Source organism: Sphingobium sp. C100, assembly GCF_000508185.1.
In the GTDB taxonomy this organism is placed as follows: Bacteria; Pseudomonadota; Alphaproteobacteria; order Sphingomonadales; family Sphingomonadaceae; genus Sphingobium.
The window spans coordinates 12,461-31,727 of record NZ_AYOY01000167.1; the positions used below are offsets into that span (position 1 = coordinate 12,461).

The 19,267-nt window shown below is 64.5% G+C and carries 12 protein-coding genes; 7 read left to right on the plus strand and 5 right to left on the minus strand.

Annotated elements, in window-relative coordinates:
* Nucleotide 1: 1 nt before the first annotated feature.
* From C100_RS40815 to C100_RS47995, 5 genes are all read right to left on the minus strand, one after another.
* The gene (locus C100_RS40815) at nucleotides 2-1,990 is read right to left on the minus strand and encodes an AAA family ATPase (protein WP_037530873.1); all 1,989 of its coding nucleotides are present in this window, start codon (nucleotides 1,988-1,990) and stop codon (nucleotides 2-4) included.
* A gap of 18 nt (nucleotides 1,991-2,008) precedes the next feature.
* Nucleotides 2,009-7,552 (minus strand): DEAD/DEAH box helicase, encoded by a 5,544-nt coding sequence (locus C100_RS40820; protein WP_024020877.1) that lies wholly within the window; start codon nucleotides 7,550-7,552, stop codon nucleotides 2,009-2,011.
* Nucleotides 7,553-7,564: 12 nt separating this feature from the next.
* Nucleotides 7,565-8,632, minus strand: a complete 1,068-nt coding sequence (locus tag C100_RS40825) for a hypothetical protein (RefSeq protein WP_024020878.1) — start codon at nucleotides 8,630-8,632, stop codon at nucleotides 7,565-7,567.
* On the minus strand, nucleotides 8,629-11,466 hold the full coding sequence (locus tag C100_RS40830; protein WP_152536498.1) for a hypothetical protein: 2,838 nt from the start codon (nucleotides 11,464-11,466) through the stop codon (nucleotides 8,629-8,631). The genes C100_RS40825 and C100_RS40830 overlap by 4 nt, the downstream gene beginning before the upstream one ends.
* Before the next feature lie 320 nt (nucleotides 11,467-11,786).
* Nucleotides 11,787-12,847 (minus strand): IS630 family transposase gene (locus C100_RS47995; protein WP_152536499.1). Its coding sequence is split into 2 segments (ribosomal slippage): nucleotides 11,787-12,340 and nucleotides 12,340-12,847, totalling 1,062 coding nucleotides; the frame shifts between segments, so codons are not numbered across the junction.
* 401 nt (nucleotides 12,848-13,248) lie between these two features.
* Between C100_RS47995 and trbB the strand changes: the two genes are divergently transcribed.
* From trbB to trbL, 7 genes are all read left to right on the plus strand, one after another.
* Nucleotides 13,249-14,235: a P-type conjugative transfer ATPase TrbB gene (gene trbB / locus C100_RS40845; RefSeq protein ID WP_024020882.1), complete on the plus strand. Its 987-nt coding sequence runs from the start codon at nucleotides 13,249-13,251 to the stop codon at nucleotides 14,233-14,235.
* Nucleotides 14,232-14,567, plus strand: coding sequence for a TrbC/VirB2 family protein (locus C100_RS40850; RefSeq protein ID WP_024020883.1), 336 nt, complete (start codon nucleotides 14,232-14,234; stop codon nucleotides 14,565-14,567). Before trbB ends, C100_RS40850 begins: the two co-directional genes overlap by 4 nt.
* On the plus strand, nucleotides 14,564-14,845 hold the full coding sequence (locus C100_RS40855; protein ID WP_024020884.1) for a VirB3 family type IV secretion system protein: 282 nt from the start codon (nucleotides 14,564-14,566) through the stop codon (nucleotides 14,843-14,845). Before C100_RS40850 ends, C100_RS40855 begins: the two co-directional genes overlap by 4 nt.
* Entirely contained in the window at nucleotides 14,842-17,313 is a 2,472-nt protein-coding gene (trbE, locus tag C100_RS40860) for a conjugal transfer protein TrbE (protein WP_024020885.1), read from the plus strand. Before C100_RS40855 ends, trbE begins: the two co-directional genes overlap by 4 nt.
* The gene (trbJ, locus tag C100_RS40865) at nucleotides 17,310-18,026 is read left to right on the plus strand and encodes a P-type conjugative transfer protein TrbJ (RefSeq protein ID WP_024020886.1); all 717 of its coding nucleotides are present in this window, start codon (nucleotides 17,310-17,312) and stop codon (nucleotides 18,024-18,026) included. Before trbE ends, trbJ begins: the two co-directional genes overlap by 4 nt.
* Nucleotides 18,027-18,034: 8 nt before the next feature.
* Complete coding sequence (trbK-alt, locus tag C100_RS40870; RefSeq protein WP_024020887.1) at nucleotides 18,035-18,313, plus strand: putative entry exclusion protein TrbK-alt; 279 nt, start codon at nucleotides 18,035-18,037, stop codon at nucleotides 18,311-18,313.
* A partial coding sequence (gene trbL / locus C100_RS40875) for a P-type conjugative transfer protein TrbL (RefSeq protein WP_024020888.1) occupies nucleotides 18,310-19,267 on the plus strand: 958 nt, incomplete at its 3' end. The genes trbK-alt and trbL, both read left to right, overlap by 4 nt.

The following is a 19,267-nucleotide window of genomic DNA, read 5'->3' on the forward strand; positions in this document are numbered from 1 at the left end:
CTCAACCTACGTCGACGTCCTCGAAGCCGATCAATTCCACGATATCGGGCCGGGCCTTCGCCGCCTTCATCAGGGCGTCGCGCACGAAGCTCTGCTGTGATCCGATGTTGATGACGAGTGTATCGATCGCGCGCGTCAGCGGGATCATCACCCACCGGGACGCATGCAGTTTGGCGAGATCGGCGGCCGACGCATAAAGGTCGTCGACGGGATGGCCCTCGTTGAGCCACTGGGCATGCTTATAGTCCCAGAGTTCGTCCAAGCCGTAGCTGATAACGGTCCAGCCCTCGAGGCCACGGCATGATTCGTACTGAACGAAACGCAACTGGTCTCGGCTCGTCGCGAAATGCTCCCGGACGTCCCGGCTCGTACCGTCCCAGACCCTGTGGCCCAAGGCAACGAACTCCGCGGCAGGCTTGCACAGCCCGCCACCGGGGGTCGCACCGGCCAGTGAGGGAGGCACGCAGGCCAGGAGATCGACCGGCGCATTCTTCAGCGCCTCCGCCTCGTCGCACCATTCCTTCAGACGATCCGGATGGGAACTCAGGTCGCCCTCAATGATGATGATGCGGCCGCCGGCAGCATCGGTGTTCGGCTCCAGATCCCAATCATCGATCCCGAGGTTCGTCGCCATATCGGACACGAACGCCGCCAGATTGGCTTTCATCCGCATGCAGCGCGTCAGGCGCCGCTTGCGGACCGATGCCTTGCCGACGCCCGTGCTCCAGTCCGCTACGGTTCCTCGTACGAACTGGTCGACGCCGTCGGAGACGACGAGGCTTTCCGAGCCATAGATTTTCCGGAGGATCGCAATCTCGTCCGACGGCCAATCCTGCCCCTCGTCGACGAGCACGCTGTCCCAGCCGAATTGATCGGCCTGATCGCGGATGAGCTTGTCGATATCGTCGCGGCTGACCGCACCCGAATCCAGATAGGCGAGTAGCGCCTCCTTGTGTTCGGCGTAGCGTTCCAGAAAGTCGTCGTAGCCGTCGATGACGCCCAGCGCCATCATGAGCCGGCCAAAGTAGCCGTGCGCCGTCTCGATTCCGATGCCCCCGGTCTCCACAGCGCGGGGCACGCCGAGAAGGGCCATCGATCGCCGAAGGTCCGCAACGAGCGCCTTGTTGAAGGTGAGGACCAGCGAGCGCTTCTCGTCGAACTGGTAGGCCCGATACGCCATCTGCAGAAGAATGACGGTTTTGCCGACGCCACCGCGGCCCTTCAGCAGGATCTGCTTCTCGCCCATGTCCTCGACCCAATTGTCGGGGAGCGCCTGCTTCGCGATCAGGTCCATGCGCTTGCGATCGAGGGGCGTCGGTTCGAGAACGTCGAACAGTTCGAAGCTCGGGTGGAGGATCGTTCGGAAGACGTCCGTCGATCCGAAGTTCAGATTGGCGAAATTGCCGGATCGGACGGGGTTGGAGATCTGCCCCAACGTGTTCAGGAGCCTCTCGAAGCTCGTATCGCTCGCGATGAAATTATGGGGCCGTGGCGGAAGCTGCGCTTCCTTCAGCCCCGAGAACATCACCAGTTCCTGGACGTAGATGCTCCCGCCACCTCGATCGCGCAGATATTTCTTGAACTCGAACATCTGCTTGAACGCCTTCTCGGTGACGCACTCCCCATCCTTCTTGTTGCTGTATTTGACCGTGGCGGTCCTGCCCTCGAACCGAACGCCGGGGGCATCGTGGGACTTCTCCTCAATCAGAAGGGCGAAGTTCCGGATGGAGGCACCCTTCGGAACGAAAGGCTCTCCCTCGGACGGACAGAATTTCATCTCTGCATCGAACGATCTCGGCGTCGCAAAACTGCCGACGACGATGATGTCGAGATCCTGGAATTTGTACCCATACATTTTGAAGCCGACGAATATCTTGACGATGTCGTCCTTGCTCTGCGCAAGATCAGGCCACAGCTTCAGCATCTGTTTGCGCAGATGAACCGCAGCCTCATACTCCTGGCCGCTGTTCACACCCAAAATCTCAATCACGGGCTACATCCTGTCGTTTCAAGCGATCTCGGAAAGAACGGAGAGGGATGCCGCCGGCAGGTTACCCCTGACCAGCAGTTCGTTCACCGGGATCACGAGGAGATCCGGCCAGTTCTCGCGCATCTCGACAATCCTAGGGTCGGCCGGATGGTCCCCGGTCAATCCGCCGGCGAGCGCGATCGCGAACCGCTGGCCGTCCGATCGCGTGGCGAGGATCGGGATCGTTACCGACCCCATCCCCGGGACATCCACGTCGACATCGAGACCGAACTGGACGCCGTCAGTCTGGCGCTCGAGATCCTGGTGGAGCAGGAGCGTTGAGGCCTTGATACGGAGAGGGTCGAAGGGCTGCATCTCGCCGCTGATCAGATATGCGAGCAGTTCCGCGCCGACATGCCGATCGAGCAACCCATGCTCGAACTTGTTCTTGAAGCTGCGCAGGCAGCGATAGCACGAGGCGTCGCAATTCTCCGGGCAGGTCTTCATCAGCGTGAGCGCGCGCTGGAACAGTTCTTCGCCGCGGTGGGCCAACTGGCCGGAGAAGCCCGCGCCGCCGGGGAGGGTGTCGTAGAGGAAAATCTCCGCCTCGAGCCCGCTAATCCCCGCCGGCGTCACCGCCGGGCGATATTCCGCCATGAGTTCGCCGGGCTCGATCTCGAGCATCGACGAGGCGGCCTTGGCGATTGCCTCGCTCACCGTTCGCAGTGCGACATCCGTCGGATAGAAGCCAGGCTTCAGCTTGAGCGGTGCTGCCACGCGCAGCGAGAACAACGCGATGTCGGTGATGAAGTCCGTGCCCAGGACAAGATGCCGTGTCGTGCCCGCGCCCTCGCACATCGGTTCCTTCTCATCGGGAAAGGGCTTCTTGTGAGGCCCGCCGAGCATCGCCGTGCTCTCGGCGCTGGCCTCGATCACCCCGCACTTCGTGCAGTAATTATAGCCCTCCTGCTTCGGCCCGGTGTTGGACACTAACAGATGCTTGCGATCGGGCATGCCGCGGATCCGGTCGTTGATCGCGATCCACTTCTCAGTGTCGGCCGGGGTCGGCATCGTCAGCTTCGCCCGCGTCGCGTAAGCCGTTTCGGGCATGTCGTCGGGCGAGGTCATCTCGTCCACATAGACGGGATGCGCGAAGCCCGGCGGACGCAGCCAATAGTGAGTCGGTCCGAACGTGCTCTCGCCGCCGCAAGCGTGGCAGTCGTCGATCACGCCGGGCTTGAGGCCCTCGTCGAGCGGCACCGTCTGAGCGAAGTGGCAGTCGGAGCATTCGCGATAGAGGCGTCGGTTCTGCCATGCCTCGACACGGTCCTCCCACATCGGCGAATAGATCGCTCCCGACGTGTAGCACTTGCCCGAGATCCAGACCGTTTTGCCCGGCGCATATTGCGACAGCGCGACTGGCAGAGACTGCGACGGCGCAAATTTCATCACCGGGCGGAAGTCCGTCGATCGGTCGATGTCGAACACATTGAACGGCGCCACATCTGTCGGAAACGCGTAGCGCGGCAACACGCCACTATACAGCAGCCGGTCCAGCAATTTGCCGGTCTGCGCCTTCTCGGGCGGAACCTCCTCGCCTTCCTCTTCCTGAACCTCGACACCCTCGCCGTCAGGCTCCTCGAAGACCTTCTCACCGCCCAGCACCTTGCCCTTGAGGGCGTCGTCGATCGCCTTCAGGCAATCGGCCGCCATGTCATCGAGCAATTCTTGCCGGTCCTCCGGCGATAACTGGCTCGGAATCCAGTCGGCGACGGAGTCCCGGAGCGACTTGGCATTCTTCTTCAGCCACGCTTCGAAATCGGCGCGGTTGAGGACTTCTGCGCCCGACTGGAATCCGGGGACGGTGCCCAGCACCGAAAACAGGTTCGGATCGGCGTCGGGATCAAACCCCGGAATCCGATCCTGATGATAGCGTTGGAGCAGATAGGCGCGGACGTGGCGGCGCACTATGTCGGGATTATTGAGCGTGAGCTTGGGATCGACGACTGGCCCCGCGATCATCGCCTCGGGGTCGCTGAAATAATGCTCGTCATGGCTATCGGCACTTCCGAAGGCCACCACGGTCGCGACTGCGTTACCCCGGCGTCCGGCACGGCCCGCCCGCTGCTGGTAGTTCGCGCGACCCGGCGGCATGTTTCGAAGTGCCACGCCGGACAGCGCGCCGATGTCGATGCCGACCTCCATCGTGGTCGTGCTCGAGAGGATATCGATCGCCGTCGAGCGGTTCGCTGCCGCGCCCCAATCGAGCGCCACGTCCTGGAAGAGAAGCTCATTCTCCTCCGCGCGCGAAAAGACATCCTCGCTCTGCGGCGCATTGAGCTGCGCCGTATGTTCGGCCGCGATCAACGCCATTGGCCTGTGCTCGGGATCGTGGAGCGCCGCTACGACGGGTGCCCGATAATAGCCCTTGCGGGCGACGAAGACAGCGTCCGTGGCGGGATCGAGCGGGACGATCTCGCCACTGCCGCAATCGAGGCAATGCGGGAGCTTCGGCACGGGCCGGTGAACCGAACGGCACGCGCCGCAGCGCACCCACTCGCCATCCATGAGCAGCGATAGGTTCTTGCCTGCGAGGCGCTTGAACCCGCTTTCCATCTCCTCAGCGAAGATCTGCATCAGGGCAGGCTGCCATTGCTTGTCGAAAAGCGAGTGAGCGGTCTTGTCGGGGAGCACGCGACGCATCGCCTTGAACGAGCCCTTTTGCGATCGAACGCTTGTCCCGCTTCCGCCGCCCCGCTTGTACCAGGTGCTCGGCATGGCGTTCAGCCAGAAGGCCTTCGGCCTCCAGCATCGCAGCCAAGCGCGGGCCAATGCGATCTTGTCCTCGTTGGTGTCGGCGATTCCCGGGATCGCCGGCAGCCCATGAACCGCCGCCGCCTTGTCAGCACTCTCGCACAGCGAGGCGAGCGCGAGCGCTTCCAGCCCGAGATGCCGGTCCCTGACGGTCTTGACGATATCGTCGAGCAGGCCCTCCGGCGGACGATCGCCCCTGGTTTTCATCCAGAGCATCATGAACTGCGTCGGATCGTCGAGCGCTCCGGCTTGAACACCGAGTTCGATCGCGGCGTCGGCGGCAAAGTTCTCCCCCACCTTGAGTTCGGGTCGGAGGCGGACGCCGAGACCCTTGGAAGCAAGGAGCGCGGCGAAGTAGAGATCGTCGAGGCTGAGCATCGATGTGATCATCGGGTGCTGACGAAGCCGGTCGAAGCCCCAGACGATCAGCGTTCGAAGCGCATCGCGCACCGAATATAGCTGGAGGTTTGGTGCGAGCCTGGCCGCCACCTGACGGGAATCGCTGAACACCAGCACCTTGCGCCCCCGGAGCGGGGCAAAGCTCGATGCCGCCTGCGGCCCGGGAGGCTGAACCTGGATCTGCCGCGCGACGAGGGCCTGGAAAGGCTGGTCCCCCTTGGTCTGGTGATCTTGAACCGAGGTCCGCCCAAAGGCCGCCGTATCCCCGCAGACCGCGCAGGGCGTAAACTGGCCGCGCACCTCCAATCGACTGTCCTGATTGCCCTCATCGTCGGCGGGCGGAGTGACGCGGTCCTTGCGCAAGTAGACGGTGCGGGTTCGCGGACTCTGATTAAGCGGGTTAATCCGTCCCGTCTCAAGATCATATTCCGCGATCTCGGCGAGGTCCGGATGGCGGGGCTCCTCCAGCAGGAGATCGAGATCGAGGAGCGGGGCGGTCTCCATCCCCGGCATCTTTAGGCGCCGGCCCGGCTCCGACCACAGGGCGTTCGGCGTGTCGACATCGTCGGAATGGGCGCGCACATGGGCCGCGCCGCAATTCCGGCAGGTGTAGAATTCGAGCACGCGGGCACCGCAACCGCATATCTCGCGGGGCTGGCTATACATCTTTCCGCAGATGCCCGAATGCTCGTCGGCGCCGAGTTCAGTGCAATCGGGATCCATGCATATCCAGAGGCCCGGTAGGCCCCGGTAAAAATTGTGAATACGGCAAGGCAGCAGACCGGCAGCCTCCGGATTCTCACGGGCGACACTGCCGAGCGCGAGGAGCGCTGTCACCGCGTGGTCCGCCTGATCGGGCGTGTCCGGGAAAAGCTCTGAGCCGAGGCTCGCCACCGGGCGGGCGGCCTTCATTGTCGTGTTCACCAGCAGGCCGAGCGGTGGGAAGGTCTCGAGAGCCGCATAGAGATCGCGGCCGATATCTCCTGTCGGCGCGATGGCACGATGATGAAGGACGGGAGCGATCGCGGCTCGCCGCTTGTCCTCGTCCGAATCGTAGAAGCCCGACAGATCTATCCCAGCCAGCAGGTCGGCGTCCGCACTACTCCCCGTGGCGGCGTGCGGCCGCAGATCGAGGTCGCCTGTGACCGCGACGAAGCTGTCGGCATCGACCCCGGTCAACTGCGATCCAAAGTCGCCCGCATGCTCCTTCTCGTTGAAGCTGGCCGTGGCGCAGATCACCTGGAAGCGCTTGACCGGGATACCGAGCCGCGCGCGAAGCCGCCGCATCAGCAAGCCGACTTCCGCACCGGCAGCGCCGCGATAGAGGTGGGCCTCGTCGAGGACGACGGTGAATTTCTCGTCCGGGTTTGCGGCGAGCCAGGCGGCCGTCTGATCGAAGATGGTCCGTTCGATCGGGCGCATCAGCATATATTCGAGCATCGAATAGTTGGTGACCAGCAAATCGGGCGCGGCATCCTGCGCCTCGTGGCGAGTGATCAGTTCGGAATCCTCGGGCAGGGTGACCGCCCTTAGCGGTTCGCCGGTCTTTGGGTCGGCCCATCGCGATCCCTTCGCCCCAAACCACTCTTCGAGGTTGGGCTTGGCCGGCCACTTTCCGCGCGCCTTCAACTCGCTGCGAAGCTTCGACGCGCGCTGCTGATCCTCCGATTGCGGACCCGCGGCCTGCCGCTCGATCTCGACGTAGAAACTCTCGAACGACGCGAATTTCTTGCTGTCGCGCTTGCTGGAGCGAATGCCGGCATAGGGCGTGCGGCTGGTATAGCGCGCGAACGTCGGCGGCCTGCCCGCCCATTCGGTGAACATCGATGCAAGGCGCGGATCGCCGAAAATAGCCCTCAAACGGCCAAGCTGGTCGTTCACGAGCGCGTTCATGGGATAGAGCAACAGCGCCCTCACACCGTGCTGGCTCCCGAAGGCCTTGGGCTTGGTCGCTGCCTCCCGAGCGAATTTCCCAAGGATTGGCAGCAGGAACGATTCCGTCTTACCCGAGCCAGTGCCCGTCATAATCACGAGGTTCCGCCCGTCGATGAGCGAGTGCCTGATGGCGTCTGCCTGGTGCCGATACGGCGGGTCGAAGAGCAGCCTTGGCTGCTTGCCATCGGCTTTCGCCAACGCCGAGTAGACGGCGAGCGCGGCCGGAGGCAGGCCCTCGAGCTTCCCGAAATTCTGGCCGAGCTGATATTTGGGCGTCGATTCGAGATAAGGGATCTGGTGGGTAACGCCGGTCCGCTTCAGCAAAGTCTGGCGCTGGCCGATGAGCGTCGCATCGCCGATATGGTACGTTGCCTCGATATAATCCCTGAGCGAGGTGTGCAGTTGTTCGATCGTCTCTTGGATCGTGGCGGCCATACAATTCGGTCCTTACTCTTCACACTCGAGAAAAAGATATTCTTTGAGGAAAGCCTGTTCTGCCAGGACAGCGTTGAGTGGAATGCTGAACGACATCAGGCATTTGTCCGAAGCAATCTCGTGCCCGATCGTCGAGAGGCGCCGGCGTGCCCAGTCTGGCAACGGGAAAAACATGTCGAAGCGCTTGCCGCCGTCCAAAGCAAGGACGCGGTATCGCTGTGGCCTGTTCAAAAGGGCGTCGATCGCGAGTTGGGCTCGCCATGCCACGTCGCAGCCCCGATACCGGGATCCGGGGACAGGAAAGTCGACGAGCTTCCTCAGTTCACCCCGTTCGAGGCTCGCATAGCCCCAAAGGTCCGCTCCATAGGCCTGCGGGCGACGGACGATGTAACTGCCGTCATGCCCCGATGGGGCCACCCAGCGCGCCCGATAGCTTCGCGTGTCCTTCGTCCAGTCGAATATCTTTAGGTCGGGAACATGGCCCGCCGGCCCCAGCGCCGCGAGCTTGGTATCGAGCCCGGCGATGATCGAGGCCGCGCTCTCCGGCTTGGGGCTGCGCATCCAGGCGTTCAGGGACAAGGGCCGAAAGCCGCTGGTCTTGAGCGATCCCTCGAGATCCTCTCCTGGCAGCGGTTCGAGCACCCGGGCAGGGCCCCTCGTGACCACGCGCGTCCTCCACGTGATCGGGAGAGGAAGGGCGTCATCCGGTGCCATACCCAATATGTAGGCCGCACCCGATGGATGCATGACGAAGGAGGGCGGCGCGGCGAAGACCCAAGTCGCCTTCACCTTTTCGTCCAGCGTGGTCACGTCATGGAATTCCAGCAGATCGCCCACGGCTACGAGCGCATCCACGCAATCCTCGAGTTGATCGGCCAAGTCGACCCCGTCGAGCGCAAGCGCGCGGTGACTGCCCGCCATCGACGACACCAGCGTCCGTGGCGAACACGGGCACAACTGCCCCGCGAGGCGCCGCAAGCCGGCGAACCAATAGGCGCTGTCCATCTCGGCCCCCTCGGGAAGACCGAGATCATGCCGAGCGGAGGCGATGATCTCGCCTTTCTTCACGATCTCGATCATCGGCGCGCCACCTGCTGCACCGCCGGTTGTTCCTCAAACGGCACTGACGTCGCCACAGAGATGAAGCGCGCCGCTCGCGTTAGGCTCACAGCCTCCTTCGACGACGTGATCCGTTCAGCGATGATCTCCGACCAACGGCCGCCGCGCTCCAGCCAGGAGGCGACATGCAGCGCATGAGAGCAAGCCTCGCGCGAGGCGATCTTGTATCGTTGGGCTAGAGCGATGAGATCCTTCGTGCGCTCGGTCGGCGGGATGGTCTGCAGGCGGCCAACGTCGCGAGCCACGACGAAATTGAAGGCTGCCGGCGCGCCCGTCGCCCGGACGAAGCGCTTCAGGTCGGTCGCACCCTTCCGGGAAGCGACATACTCATCCTCGGCGTCGATCCAGTCTGCACCGCAAACGAGTTCGCGCAAGGCGTCTCGAAGCGCGGTTGCAACTCTGTCGCGTCGATTTCCCGCAAGCGGACCTACGAGCCTCGCCATGGACCAGAGCGATATGAGGTCGGCGATCTGCGGCATCGTCGAGGGCGAGTAAGGAAGGTTCTCCAGGCTGGGCTTCACAAGCAGCCCTTGCAGCCCCCCGACGACCGCCGGCATGCTCACGATCAGGGCCTGCTCGATCTCCCCACAGGCGACGACGCACAGGCCCCCTTGATTCTCGGGAAGGAAGCCTTCGACCGCACGCTTGAGGCTGATGGGTTCCGGCCGGGCCGGATGGGAGAAGGGATAGAAGCTCAGTGCTGGCGGATCATCGCCCTCATGGTCGTCGACCAGGCGCAAGGTCGTGCCGTGCCCCGCCTTGTGCCACGCCCAGCGGACGGGAGCGACGTCGCGCTGGAGACCGATCTCGCGGACGCCCAGTTGATCACCTTCGACAACGAGCCGCCCCGCCGCGGCTCGCAGGAACGCCCAAGGGTCTTTCTCCTTCGAGAGAAAGGTCGAAAGCGCGCGTTCCCAACGATCGACCGTCACCGGCAATGGCAGGTCGGCAATGGGTTCGGTGCCGATCTTCGTGCCTGCAGCGTCGAGCAAATCCACGCTCATGCGGACATGGTGGTCGGCGGGTCCGAAGACCTGCAATTTCACGTCTCCCTCCCACAGTTGGTCGAGGCTCGGCACTTCGGGCTCGATGGTCGTGACGAGGCCTGTGTGCGCGGCCGTGCCCGCAATCCACGGCCGCGCGTGACGCATCGATATCTGGAGAAGGCCCGATATCACCGACGCAGTCTTGTCGACCGGGCGGACCTCAACCGTGAGGGCATGAAGCCCCACGGACAAATGCGGGAACCTGAGCAATATGGGATCAGATCGCCCGCCGACATCGACATGCACGAATTCGGCGTCGAGCCTCACGCAATAGCTCTCGACGGCGAAATCGGCGAGAAGCGACACGCAGGGCGTCTCGCCGTCCATCCATTCGGCGAAGCCTTCACCATCCCAACGCCTCGCATCGAGGCCGACGGGCGCGAGCCTCACATTCTTGGCGACGCCAAGTCGTAGCGCCCGAAGCGCATCCACCTGCGCGGGCGCAAGCACGGCCGGAAGGTCGAGCGCCAGTGCGCTCACCCCGGTGGCCGTGATGCGAACCGCCTCGCCAAGAGGCGTCGCCGCAATCGGATCCGACGAAACATAAATGTAGCGGCTGCCAAGGCGAACCACCCGGCTGATGATCTCGCGCGCAAGGCCGTCCGAACCGACCCTAAAGAGCCAGGCGGGTCCCGGCGTTATACAGCCGTCAACCCGGAGCAGGTGCTCCAGGACAGGCTGCTCCTTGTCGAATTTGACGATAGGCTCGTTCGATGGTGGCCAAGACGACAAGACACGCCGCTGGTCGCTCTGGAGCAACCAGCCCGCCGGCAAAGCGCCTGGCGAGCCCGCGACCCGGCATCGGGTCTGGCGCAGAAATCTGCCGAGATCGGAACTGATTTCGGCCAATGGCCGCAATGAGGGAAGTTCAACGACTGGCGTCCATTCATCAGCCGACACGCGCCGCAGCGTCAGCGCCGGCCTGATTTCCGGTTTCCTCTCCTGAACAGGGGGATCGCGTCTATCCATACCCGCCAAGTTGCCTATCTGATGAACGGATGACGTTCCATGAAGGCGCGCACGCTCGACGGCATTCCGCGCATCCTGCAGCCAGGCGCGTCCGCTGCCGACCTTCTCCAAGTCGGTGACAATGCGTTCGAGCGTGTCGGGATGGATGAAGCGTTCGACGTCCTCAGTCCTTCCGCCGAGGAGCGCGATCACGATCCTCCCGACGATTTCTTCCTGTTGGAGGAAGTTACGAAAGCGGGAACTCGCATCGTAGTTGGCCGTCGCGAGAAAGTGGCCCAGATCCGCCGGCGGAGAGTCGATCCGCTTCGCCAGCGCATGGCGCCAATCGTAAAGGGCTCTTGCCAATTGCAGCTGCAGATCGCGTGGCAGCAGGGCGTGCGTGATCGGGCACGCGATGATGGAGAACCAGGAGGCCCAGGGGCCGGTTGGATTGAAACCCTCGAAGAGATCGTGAAACTTTCCGAACCAGGTTCTCAGTGATCGCCGGTAGAAATGCTGTGTCCATCGGGGAGTTCTTCTCTCAAATGTCTCCCAGAACTCCTCACCATCGTAGTCGTAACCCTGCTCGGCGGAATAGACGATCCATAGCAGCCAATATTTCGATGTCCGCTCGCCTCTGGCCAACGCAGCATTGAGTTGTTGGGCTAGACCCTGTCGTTCACTCGCGTTGAGCCCGTGCTCCAAGGCGAATACCGGAAGGCCGCGAGCCCGACGCATCTCCGCCAAGGTCCGGAAGTGCGCTTGAAGCCGCGCGTTCCAATCCGCAAGATTGCTCAACATCCCCAAGGCCGCAATTAGGCCGCCATCACATTCGAAGCGGTTGGTGCCGGTGCAATCGGCGCTGCCAAGTCACTCTTGGCCTCATAGGCCCTCCCCCCTCTTCACAACTCGACGCCGCCATAACCGTTGGACGCAAATTAGAACTCAGGTGATTAAAAAAATCTAGCCGATTTAGGCGAGACCTTCTCGTCCAACTCAATAAATCGGTTTCTCGGCAGCCATGATTATTGCCATTCCTATGAACCGCCGTACCAACCGAGTTTGCTTCACGTACCGCGGCGACATTGCGCCGTGACGCATCTCATACCAAGGTGCATAGATCAGTACCCATGCGCCCATTGGCGCATTCCGATGGACATGATGTGCCAGGGCTGATCGACGAGCTTGTTCCATGCGAAGCAGCAGTGGTCGACGATGTCGTCGTAGGATTTGAAGATGCGGTTCGACAGCCAGTTGTCGCGCATGAACTGCCATACGTTCTCGACAGGGTTGAGCTCCGGGCATCGTGGCGGCAGCGGCATCAGGGTAATATTGGGAGGCACGACCAGTTCGGCCGAACCGTGCCATCCGGCCTGATCGAGCAGGAGGACCGCATGCGCGCCCGGCGCGACGTGGAAGGCGATTTCCTCGAGGTGCATGCTCATCGCCTCGCTGTTGCAACGGGGCATGACGATACCGGCGGCCTTGCCTTCGGCGGGACAGATCGCGCCGAACAGCCATGCCGAGGAGCGACGCTGGTCCTTCGGCGCTGATGGCCGGGTGCCGCGCTTCGCCCAGCGCCGGGTGAGCTTGGTCTGCTGGCCGACGCGGGCTTCGTCCTGCCACCACAGCTCTATCGGCGTTCCTCTCGGGAGCCGCCGCTTGATTTGCGCCAGACGGGCGGCGAACCTTTTTTAAAATCGGCAATGTCATCGCTCTTCTGGCCACGGTGGCGTGGCCGCGCCGTGAGTTTGCGGTAGCCCATGGCGCGAAGCTCGCGCCCAAGAGTGTGACGTGTGACCGACAACTCGAACTCGTCCCAGATCCACTGCGCCAGATCGCACAGCCGCCAGCGCACCACGCCATGCGCTGCAGGAATCGGCCCAGTCTCGACGATCTCGGCAAGCCGCGCGCGCTGCTCGTCGTTCAGGATCGACGCTCTCCCCGGAGCCTTGCGCGTTGCCAGACCGTCGGGACCTCCCTCGTTGAAGCGCAGAACCCAGTCGCGCACGATCTGCAGCGTCACCCCGGCAAACCTCGCCGCTTCGCTGCGGCTCCTGCCGTCCAGGATCAGTGCAACAGCCAACAGACGCCGGACCTGATTGGCATCGCCACTTCGTCGCGCAAACTGGCGCAAATCCGCCGATGTGTAGTCAGATCGAACCCCAATCGCTGCCGCCATCGCAAGCCTCCATGTGCTCGCAACGTCGAATCAGATTTTCATCCGCTTGGGAATCCCCGGCGTGAGTCAGCCTCAGCGCGCCTTGGTATCAGTCCACGATTCGGCCAAACCGGCTTGCGCAGGCATCCGCGAAGCCTGAAAGAAAGGCCGCTATCAGGGAAGTCAAATTCAGCTCGGGATGACCGCTCTTCAGGCGGAAGCGGCAAAGCGCCACTTGATGCGCTCCTAAAAGAGCCGTCCCATCGAGTTGGTTGACGCACCATCACCTACGCTGCTCCCTGTATTACTTCGCCACACTACTCCGCCCGTATTTACTTGTTGAACCGCAGCCCTTTCTGTCTCTCTTGATGTGCCCCTGACGCCGGGCGGCGGTTCGCCCGGCCCAACTCAGGGGCCGTTAATTGACCGTCCACCCGATCCGTTCCGAGGCCAGGTCACGCGGCGCGCGGATGTTGCGCACGGCGCTCGGGACGTCGATCGCTGCCTGGCTCGAAGACCCCGCCGTTATCGAAGTGATGCTCAACCCCGATGGCCGCCTTTGGGTCGATCGGCTCGGGGAAGGCATCAGCGACACCGGCATGACGCTGACCGCTGCGGATGGCGAACGCATCGTGCGCCTGGTTGCGCATCATGTCGGCGTCGAGGTTCATGCGCGCAGCCCGCGTGTCTCGGCCGAGCTGCCGGAAGGCGGCGAACGGTTCGAGGGCTTGCTTCCGCCCGTTGTGGCAAATCCGGCCTTTGCGATCCGCAAGCCCGCCGTCGCGGTCTTCACGCTCGATGATTATGTGCGCGCCGGGATCATGTCGGCGACCGAGGCCGCAGCCCTGCGGACAGGCGTCGCCTCCCGCGCTAACATCCTGGTCGCCGGCGGCACCGGCAGCGGCAAGACCACCCTGGTCAACGCGCTCCTCGCCGAAGTCGCCAAGACCCAGGACCGCATCGTCCTGATCGAGGACACGCGTGAGCTGCAATGCGCCGCGCCGAACCTAGTGGCGATGCGGACCAAGGATGGCGTGGTCTCGCTGTCCGATCTCGTCCGCTCCTCGCTGCGTCTGCGGCCCGACCGCATCCCGATCGGCGAGGTGCGCGGCGCCGAGGCGCTGGACCTCTTGAAAGCCTGGGGCACCGGCCACCCTGGCGGCGTCGGCACGATCCATGCCGGTTCCGCCCTCGGCGCGCTGCGCCGCATGGAGCAGCTCATTCAGGAGGCCGTCGTCACGGTGCCCCGCGCGCTGCTGGCCGAGACCATCAACCTTATTGCTGTGCTGGTCCGCGACGGGACTGGCCGCCGGCTCTCCGAGCTGGCCCGCGTCGAAGGGCTCGACGCCGCAACTGGCGACTACCGCCTCGCGTCGCTCTCCACCCTCCAGCCGGGAGTCCTCCCATGATCCATGCCGTTCGGCATGGCGCACGCCGCGCCATGCTCACCGCCTCCGCCAGCCTCGTCGCCCTCACCATTTCCGCGCCCGCCTACGCTTCGGGCTCGTCCATGCCGTGGGAAGCGCCGCTCCAGTCGATCCTCGAAAGCATAGAGGGTCCGGTGGCGAAGATCATCGCTGTGATGATCATCATCATTACCGGCCTGACGCTGGCGTTTGGCGATACGTCGGGCGGCGCGCGCAGGCTGATCCAGATCGTGTTCGGCCTGTCGATAGCGTTCGCCGCGTCGAGCTTCTTCCTGTCGTTCTTCTCGTTCGGCGGCGGGGCGCTGGTCGCATGAGCGACGCGGCCGATCCTGGCGAGCTGATCGCCGGCTTCCATGCCCCGGTTCATCGGGCACTGACCGAGCCGATCTTGCTTGGCGGCGCGCCGCGCGCGCTCGCCATCGTCAATGGCACGCTGGCGGGCGCGATCGGCCTTGGCCTGCGGCTCTGGATCGCCGGACTGGCGATCTGGGCGTTCGGCCATGCGCTCTCGGTCTGGGCCGCGCGGCGCGATCCGCAATTCGTGGACGTGGCCCGGCGACACCTGCGCTACCCGGCGTGGATGCGGCCATGATGAGCTTGCGCGAATACTGCAACAAGGCCGCGCATCTAGCGGACTTCCTGCCCTGGGCCGCCCTGGTCGCCGAAGGCATCGTGCTCAACAAGGACGGCTCGTTCCAGCGCACCGCGCGCTTTCGCGGGCCCGATCTCGACAGCGCGACGCCTGCCGAGCTGGTCGCCACCACGGCGCGGCTGAATAATGCTCTGCGCCGCCTGGGCTCAGGCTGGGCGATCTTCGTCGAGGCGCAGCGCACGCCCGCGCTCGACTACCCGGACTCCATCTTCCCCGATCCGGTTTCGGCGCTCGTGGACATGGAACGGCGCGAACAGTTCCGCGAGGAAGGGGCGCATTTCGAGAGCCGTTATTTCCTCACCCTGCTGTGGATCCCTCCCGCCGAGGACGCGGCCCGCGCCGAAGGATGGCTCTACGAGGGCAAGTCCAGCACCGGCGTCGATCCGTGGGAACTGCTGGCGAGCTTCACCGACCGCAGCGACCGGGTGCTGAGCCTGGTCGACGGCTTCGTCCCCGAGGTCCGCTGGCTCGACGACGCCGAAACCCTGACCTATCTGCACTCGACCGTCTCGACGCGGCGCCAGCGCGTGCGCGTGCCCGAAACGCCGATGTATCTCGACGCGCTGCTGGCCGACGAGCCGCTGACGGGCGGACTCGAACCGCGCTTGGGCGAGCATCATCTGCGCACGCTCACCATCGTCGGCTTTCCCAGCGCCACCTTTCCCGGATTGCTCGACGAACTGAACCGGCTCGCTTTCGAGTATCGCTGGTCGACCCGGGCGATCATGCTCGACAAGACCGACGCGACCAAGCTGCTGACCAGGATCAGGCGGCAATGGTTCGCCAAGCGCAAGTCGGTCGCGGCCATCCTCAAGGAGGTGATGACCAACGAGGCCTCGGTCCTGATGGACAGCGACGCCTCCAACAAGGCGGCCGACGCCGACACCGCCCTGCAGGAGCTGGGCGCGGACTATGCCGGCATGGCCTATGTCACCGCGACGGTGACGGTGTGGGACCGCGACCCCGCAGTCGCGGCCGAAAAGCTGCGGCTCGCCGAGAAGGTCATCCAGGGCCGCGATTTCACCGTGATTCCTGAGGGGATGAACGCGATCGAGGCATGGCTGGGGAGTCTCCCCGGCCATGCCTACGCCAACGTCCGGCAGCCGCCGATTTCCACCCTCAATCTCGCCCACCTGATCCCCTTGTCAGCGGTGTGGGCGGGGCCGGAACGGGACGAGCATTTTGGCGCTCCCCCCTTGCTTTACGGCAAGACCGAAGGCTCGACCCCGTTCCGGTTTTCCCTCCATGTCGGCGACGTCGGTCATACGCTGATCGTCGGCCCGACCGGCGCGGGCAAGTCGGTCCTGCTCGCGCTGATGGCTATGCAGTTCCGCCGTTACGAGAACGCCCAGGTCTTCGCCTTCGACTTCGGCGGCTCGATCCGCGCCGCCGCCCTCGGCATGGGCGGTGACTGGCAGGATCTCGGCGGAATGCTGGCGGACGAAGCGGGCGAAGGCGTGCAGCTCCAGCCGCTCGCCCGCATTGACGATCCCGCCGAGCGCGCCTGGGCGGCCGAATGGCTGGCCGCGATCTTCGCATCCGAAGGCGTCGCGGTCGATCCGCAGGCCAAGGAGCATATCTGGTCGGCGCTTGGCTCGCTCGCCAGCGCGCCAGCGTCCGAGCGCACCCTGACCGGCCTAGCCGTGCTGTTACAAAGCCAGCCGCTCAAGCAGGCGCTCGGCTCCTATTGCGTCGGCGGGCCGTGGGGCCGGCTGCTCGATGCCGAAGCCGAGCGGATCGGCGAGGCGCGGTGCCAGGCGTTCGAGACCGAGGGCTTGGTCGGCGCCGGCGCGGCCGCGGCGGTGCTCTCCTATCTGTTCCACCGCATCGGCGATCGGCTCGACGGCTCGCCCACGCTCATCATCATCGACGAGGGCTGGCTGGTTCTCGACAGCCCGGCCTTCGCCGCCCAGCTCCGCGAGTGGCTGAAGACGCTGCGCAAGAAGAACGCCAGCGTCGTCTTCGCCACCCAGAGCCTCGCCGACATCGAAACGTCGAGCATCGCGCCGGCCATCATCGAAAGCTGCCCGACGCGCATCTTCCTGCCCAACGAGCGCGCCGCCGAACCGCAGATCGCGGCGATCTACGAACGCTTCGGCCTCAACGCGCGGCAGATCGAAATCCTCAGCCGAGCGACGCCTAAGCGCGACTATTACTGTCAGTCGCGCCGCGGCAACCGCCTGTTCGAGGTGGGGCTGGGTGAGGTGGCGCTGGCTTTCGCCGCCGCCTCGTCGAAGTCCGACCAGCTCGCCATCGCCGAGATCATCGAAACCCACGGTGCGTCCGCCTTCGCCGCCGAATGGCTGCGTCATCGCGGCTGCGCCTGGGCCGCCGAACTGCTGCCCGAACCTGCGTCCGGCCTCCAGCCCGAACTCCCCCTCACGCCAGACATGGAGATCACCCGATGAAATCGCTTCCGCTCCGCCGCGCCCTGCTGGCCGGTGTTCTCGCCATCTCGACCGTCACGCCCATGTTCGTCGCCGCGCCAGCCTACGCGCAGTTCGGCGGGATCGTCTATGATCCCAGCAACTACGCCCAAAACGTGCTGACGGCCGCCCGGTCGCTCCAGCAGATCAACAACCAGATCCAGCAAATCCAGCAAGCAGCGACCTCGCTTCTCAACGAGGCGCGTAATCTGACCTCGCTGCCGTTCAGCTCGCTTGCAACATTGCAGCAACAGGTGCAGCGCACCCAGCAGCTCCTCGGCCAGGCGCAGCGCATCGCCTATGATGTCCAGCACATCCAGCAGGCGTTCAACAGCCGCTACACCGGCACGGCGCTGACCGGCGATCACGCCCAGATGGTCGCTAACGCCAACGCCCGCTGGGAGGATAGCGTCGGCGCTTTCGAGGATGCGCTGAAGGTGCAGGCCGGCGCCGTCGGCAATATCGAGGGCGCGCGCACCGCGATGGACAGCCTGGTCACGGCCAGCCAGTCGGCGACCGGCGCCCTGCAAGCGGCGCAGGCCGGAAACCAGCTTCTCGCGCTGCAATCGCAGCAACTCGCGGACCTGACCGCCACAGTCGCCGCGCAGGGCCGAGCGCAGGCGCTCGAATCCGCACGCCAGGCTGCGGAAGAGGCCGAAGGACGCGAACGCTTCCGTCGCTTCATGGGCAACTGAGACGTCCCATGCTGCATGGAACCTCGCGCACCGGAAAAATCGCAGGCGTGACGGCGCTGGCCGGCCTGATGATGGCGGTGGCGATCCTCGCCGTCACGCACGATCGCGCGCCCGCGCCGCCAGCGATGCCCGCAGTCGTGCGCGACACCGAAGGGCGTAGCCGGCTCAACCGCGAGCTTGACCGCTGCGCCACACTCACCATGCCGGACAGCGGGTGCGAGGCGGCCTGGGCCGAGAACCGCCGCCGCTTCTTCCACCGGGCCGAGCCCGAAGGCACCGAGCGATGAACGACACCGGCGTCATCGACACCTTCCTGGGCGTCTTCGGAAGCTACATCGACAGCGGATTCGGCTTGCTGGGCGGCGAAGTCGGGTTCCTGTCCTCGACGCTGATTGCGATCGACGTGACCATCGCCGGGCTGTTCTGGGCCTGGGGCGCCGACGAGGACGTGCTCCAACGGCTCATCAAGAAAACGCTCTATATCGGCTTCTTCGCCTTCATCATCGGCAACTTCCACACCCTCGCGACGGTCGTCTTCGAGAGCTTCGCCGGCCTCGGTCTCAAGGCCAGCGGCGACAGCCTCAGCCTCGCCGAGTTCATGAAGCCGGGCAGCATCGCGGCGACCGGCCTTCAGGCCGCCGAGCCGCTGCTCGATGCGGCGGGCCAGTTCTCCAGCCTCTGGGCCGTCTTCGCCAACCTCGCGCTGATCCTCGTGCTGCTGATCGCCTGGCTGATCGTGGTGCTGGCCTTCTTCATCATCGCCGTCCAGGTCTTCATCACCCTGATCGAGTTCAAGCTGGTGACACTGGCCGGCTTCGTGTTGCTGCCCTTCGCCTTCTTCAACCGAACCGCCTTCATGGCCGAGCGCGTGCTGGGCCATATCGTATCGACCGGCATCAAGGTGCTGGTGCTGGCCGTCATCACCGGCATCGGCACCACCTTGTTCAGCCAGTTCACCGCCGCTGGCCTTGGCGTCGAACCCGACATCAACCAGGTCATGGCCATCGCCCTTGCAGCGCTATCATTGCTTGGCCTGGCGATCTTCGGTCCCGGGATCGCCAACGGCATCGTCTCCGGCGGTCCGCAGCTCGGTGCGGGCGCGGCGGCAGGCACCGCGCTCGCGGCCGGTGGCGCGCTGGTTGGCGGCGCAGCTGCCGCACGCCTGGGCGTCGGCGCAGCCGGCTCCGCTATCGGCGCGGCGGGCCGTATGACTGGCGCGGCCGCGCGTGGCGGGGCGCCAA

Excerpts from the sequence above, each read along its gene's own strand:
- C100_RS40820 (WP_024020877.1), bottom strand. The coding sequence starts at position 7,552 with ATGGCCGCCACGATCCAAGAGACGATCGAACAACTGCACACCTCGCTC.
- C100_RS40825 (WP_024020878.1), bottom strand. The coding sequence starts at position 8,632 with ATGATCGAGATCGTGAAGAAAGGCGAGATCATCGCCTCCGCTCGGCAT.
- C100_RS40830 (WP_152536498.1), bottom strand. The coding sequence starts at position 11,466 with ATGTTGAGCAATCTTGCGGATTGGAACGCGCGGCTTCAAGCGCACTTC.
- C100_RS40850 (WP_024020883.1), top strand. The coding sequence starts at position 14,232 with ATGATCCATGCCGTTCGGCATGGCGCACGCCGCGCCATGCTCACCGCC.
- C100_RS40855 (WP_024020884.1), top strand. The coding sequence starts at position 14,564 with ATGAGCGACGCGGCCGATCCTGGCGAGCTGATCGCCGGCTTCCATGCC.
- trbE (WP_024020885.1), top strand. The coding sequence starts at position 14,842 with ATGATGAGCTTGCGCGAATACTGCAACAAGGCCGCGCATCTAGCGGAC.
- trbJ (WP_024020886.1), top strand. The coding sequence starts at position 17,310 with ATGAAATCGCTTCCGCTCCGCCGCGCCCTGCTGGCCGGTGTTCTCGCC.
- trbK-alt (WP_024020887.1), top strand. The coding sequence starts at position 18,035 with ATGCTGCATGGAACCTCGCGCACCGGAAAAATCGCAGGCGTGACGGCG.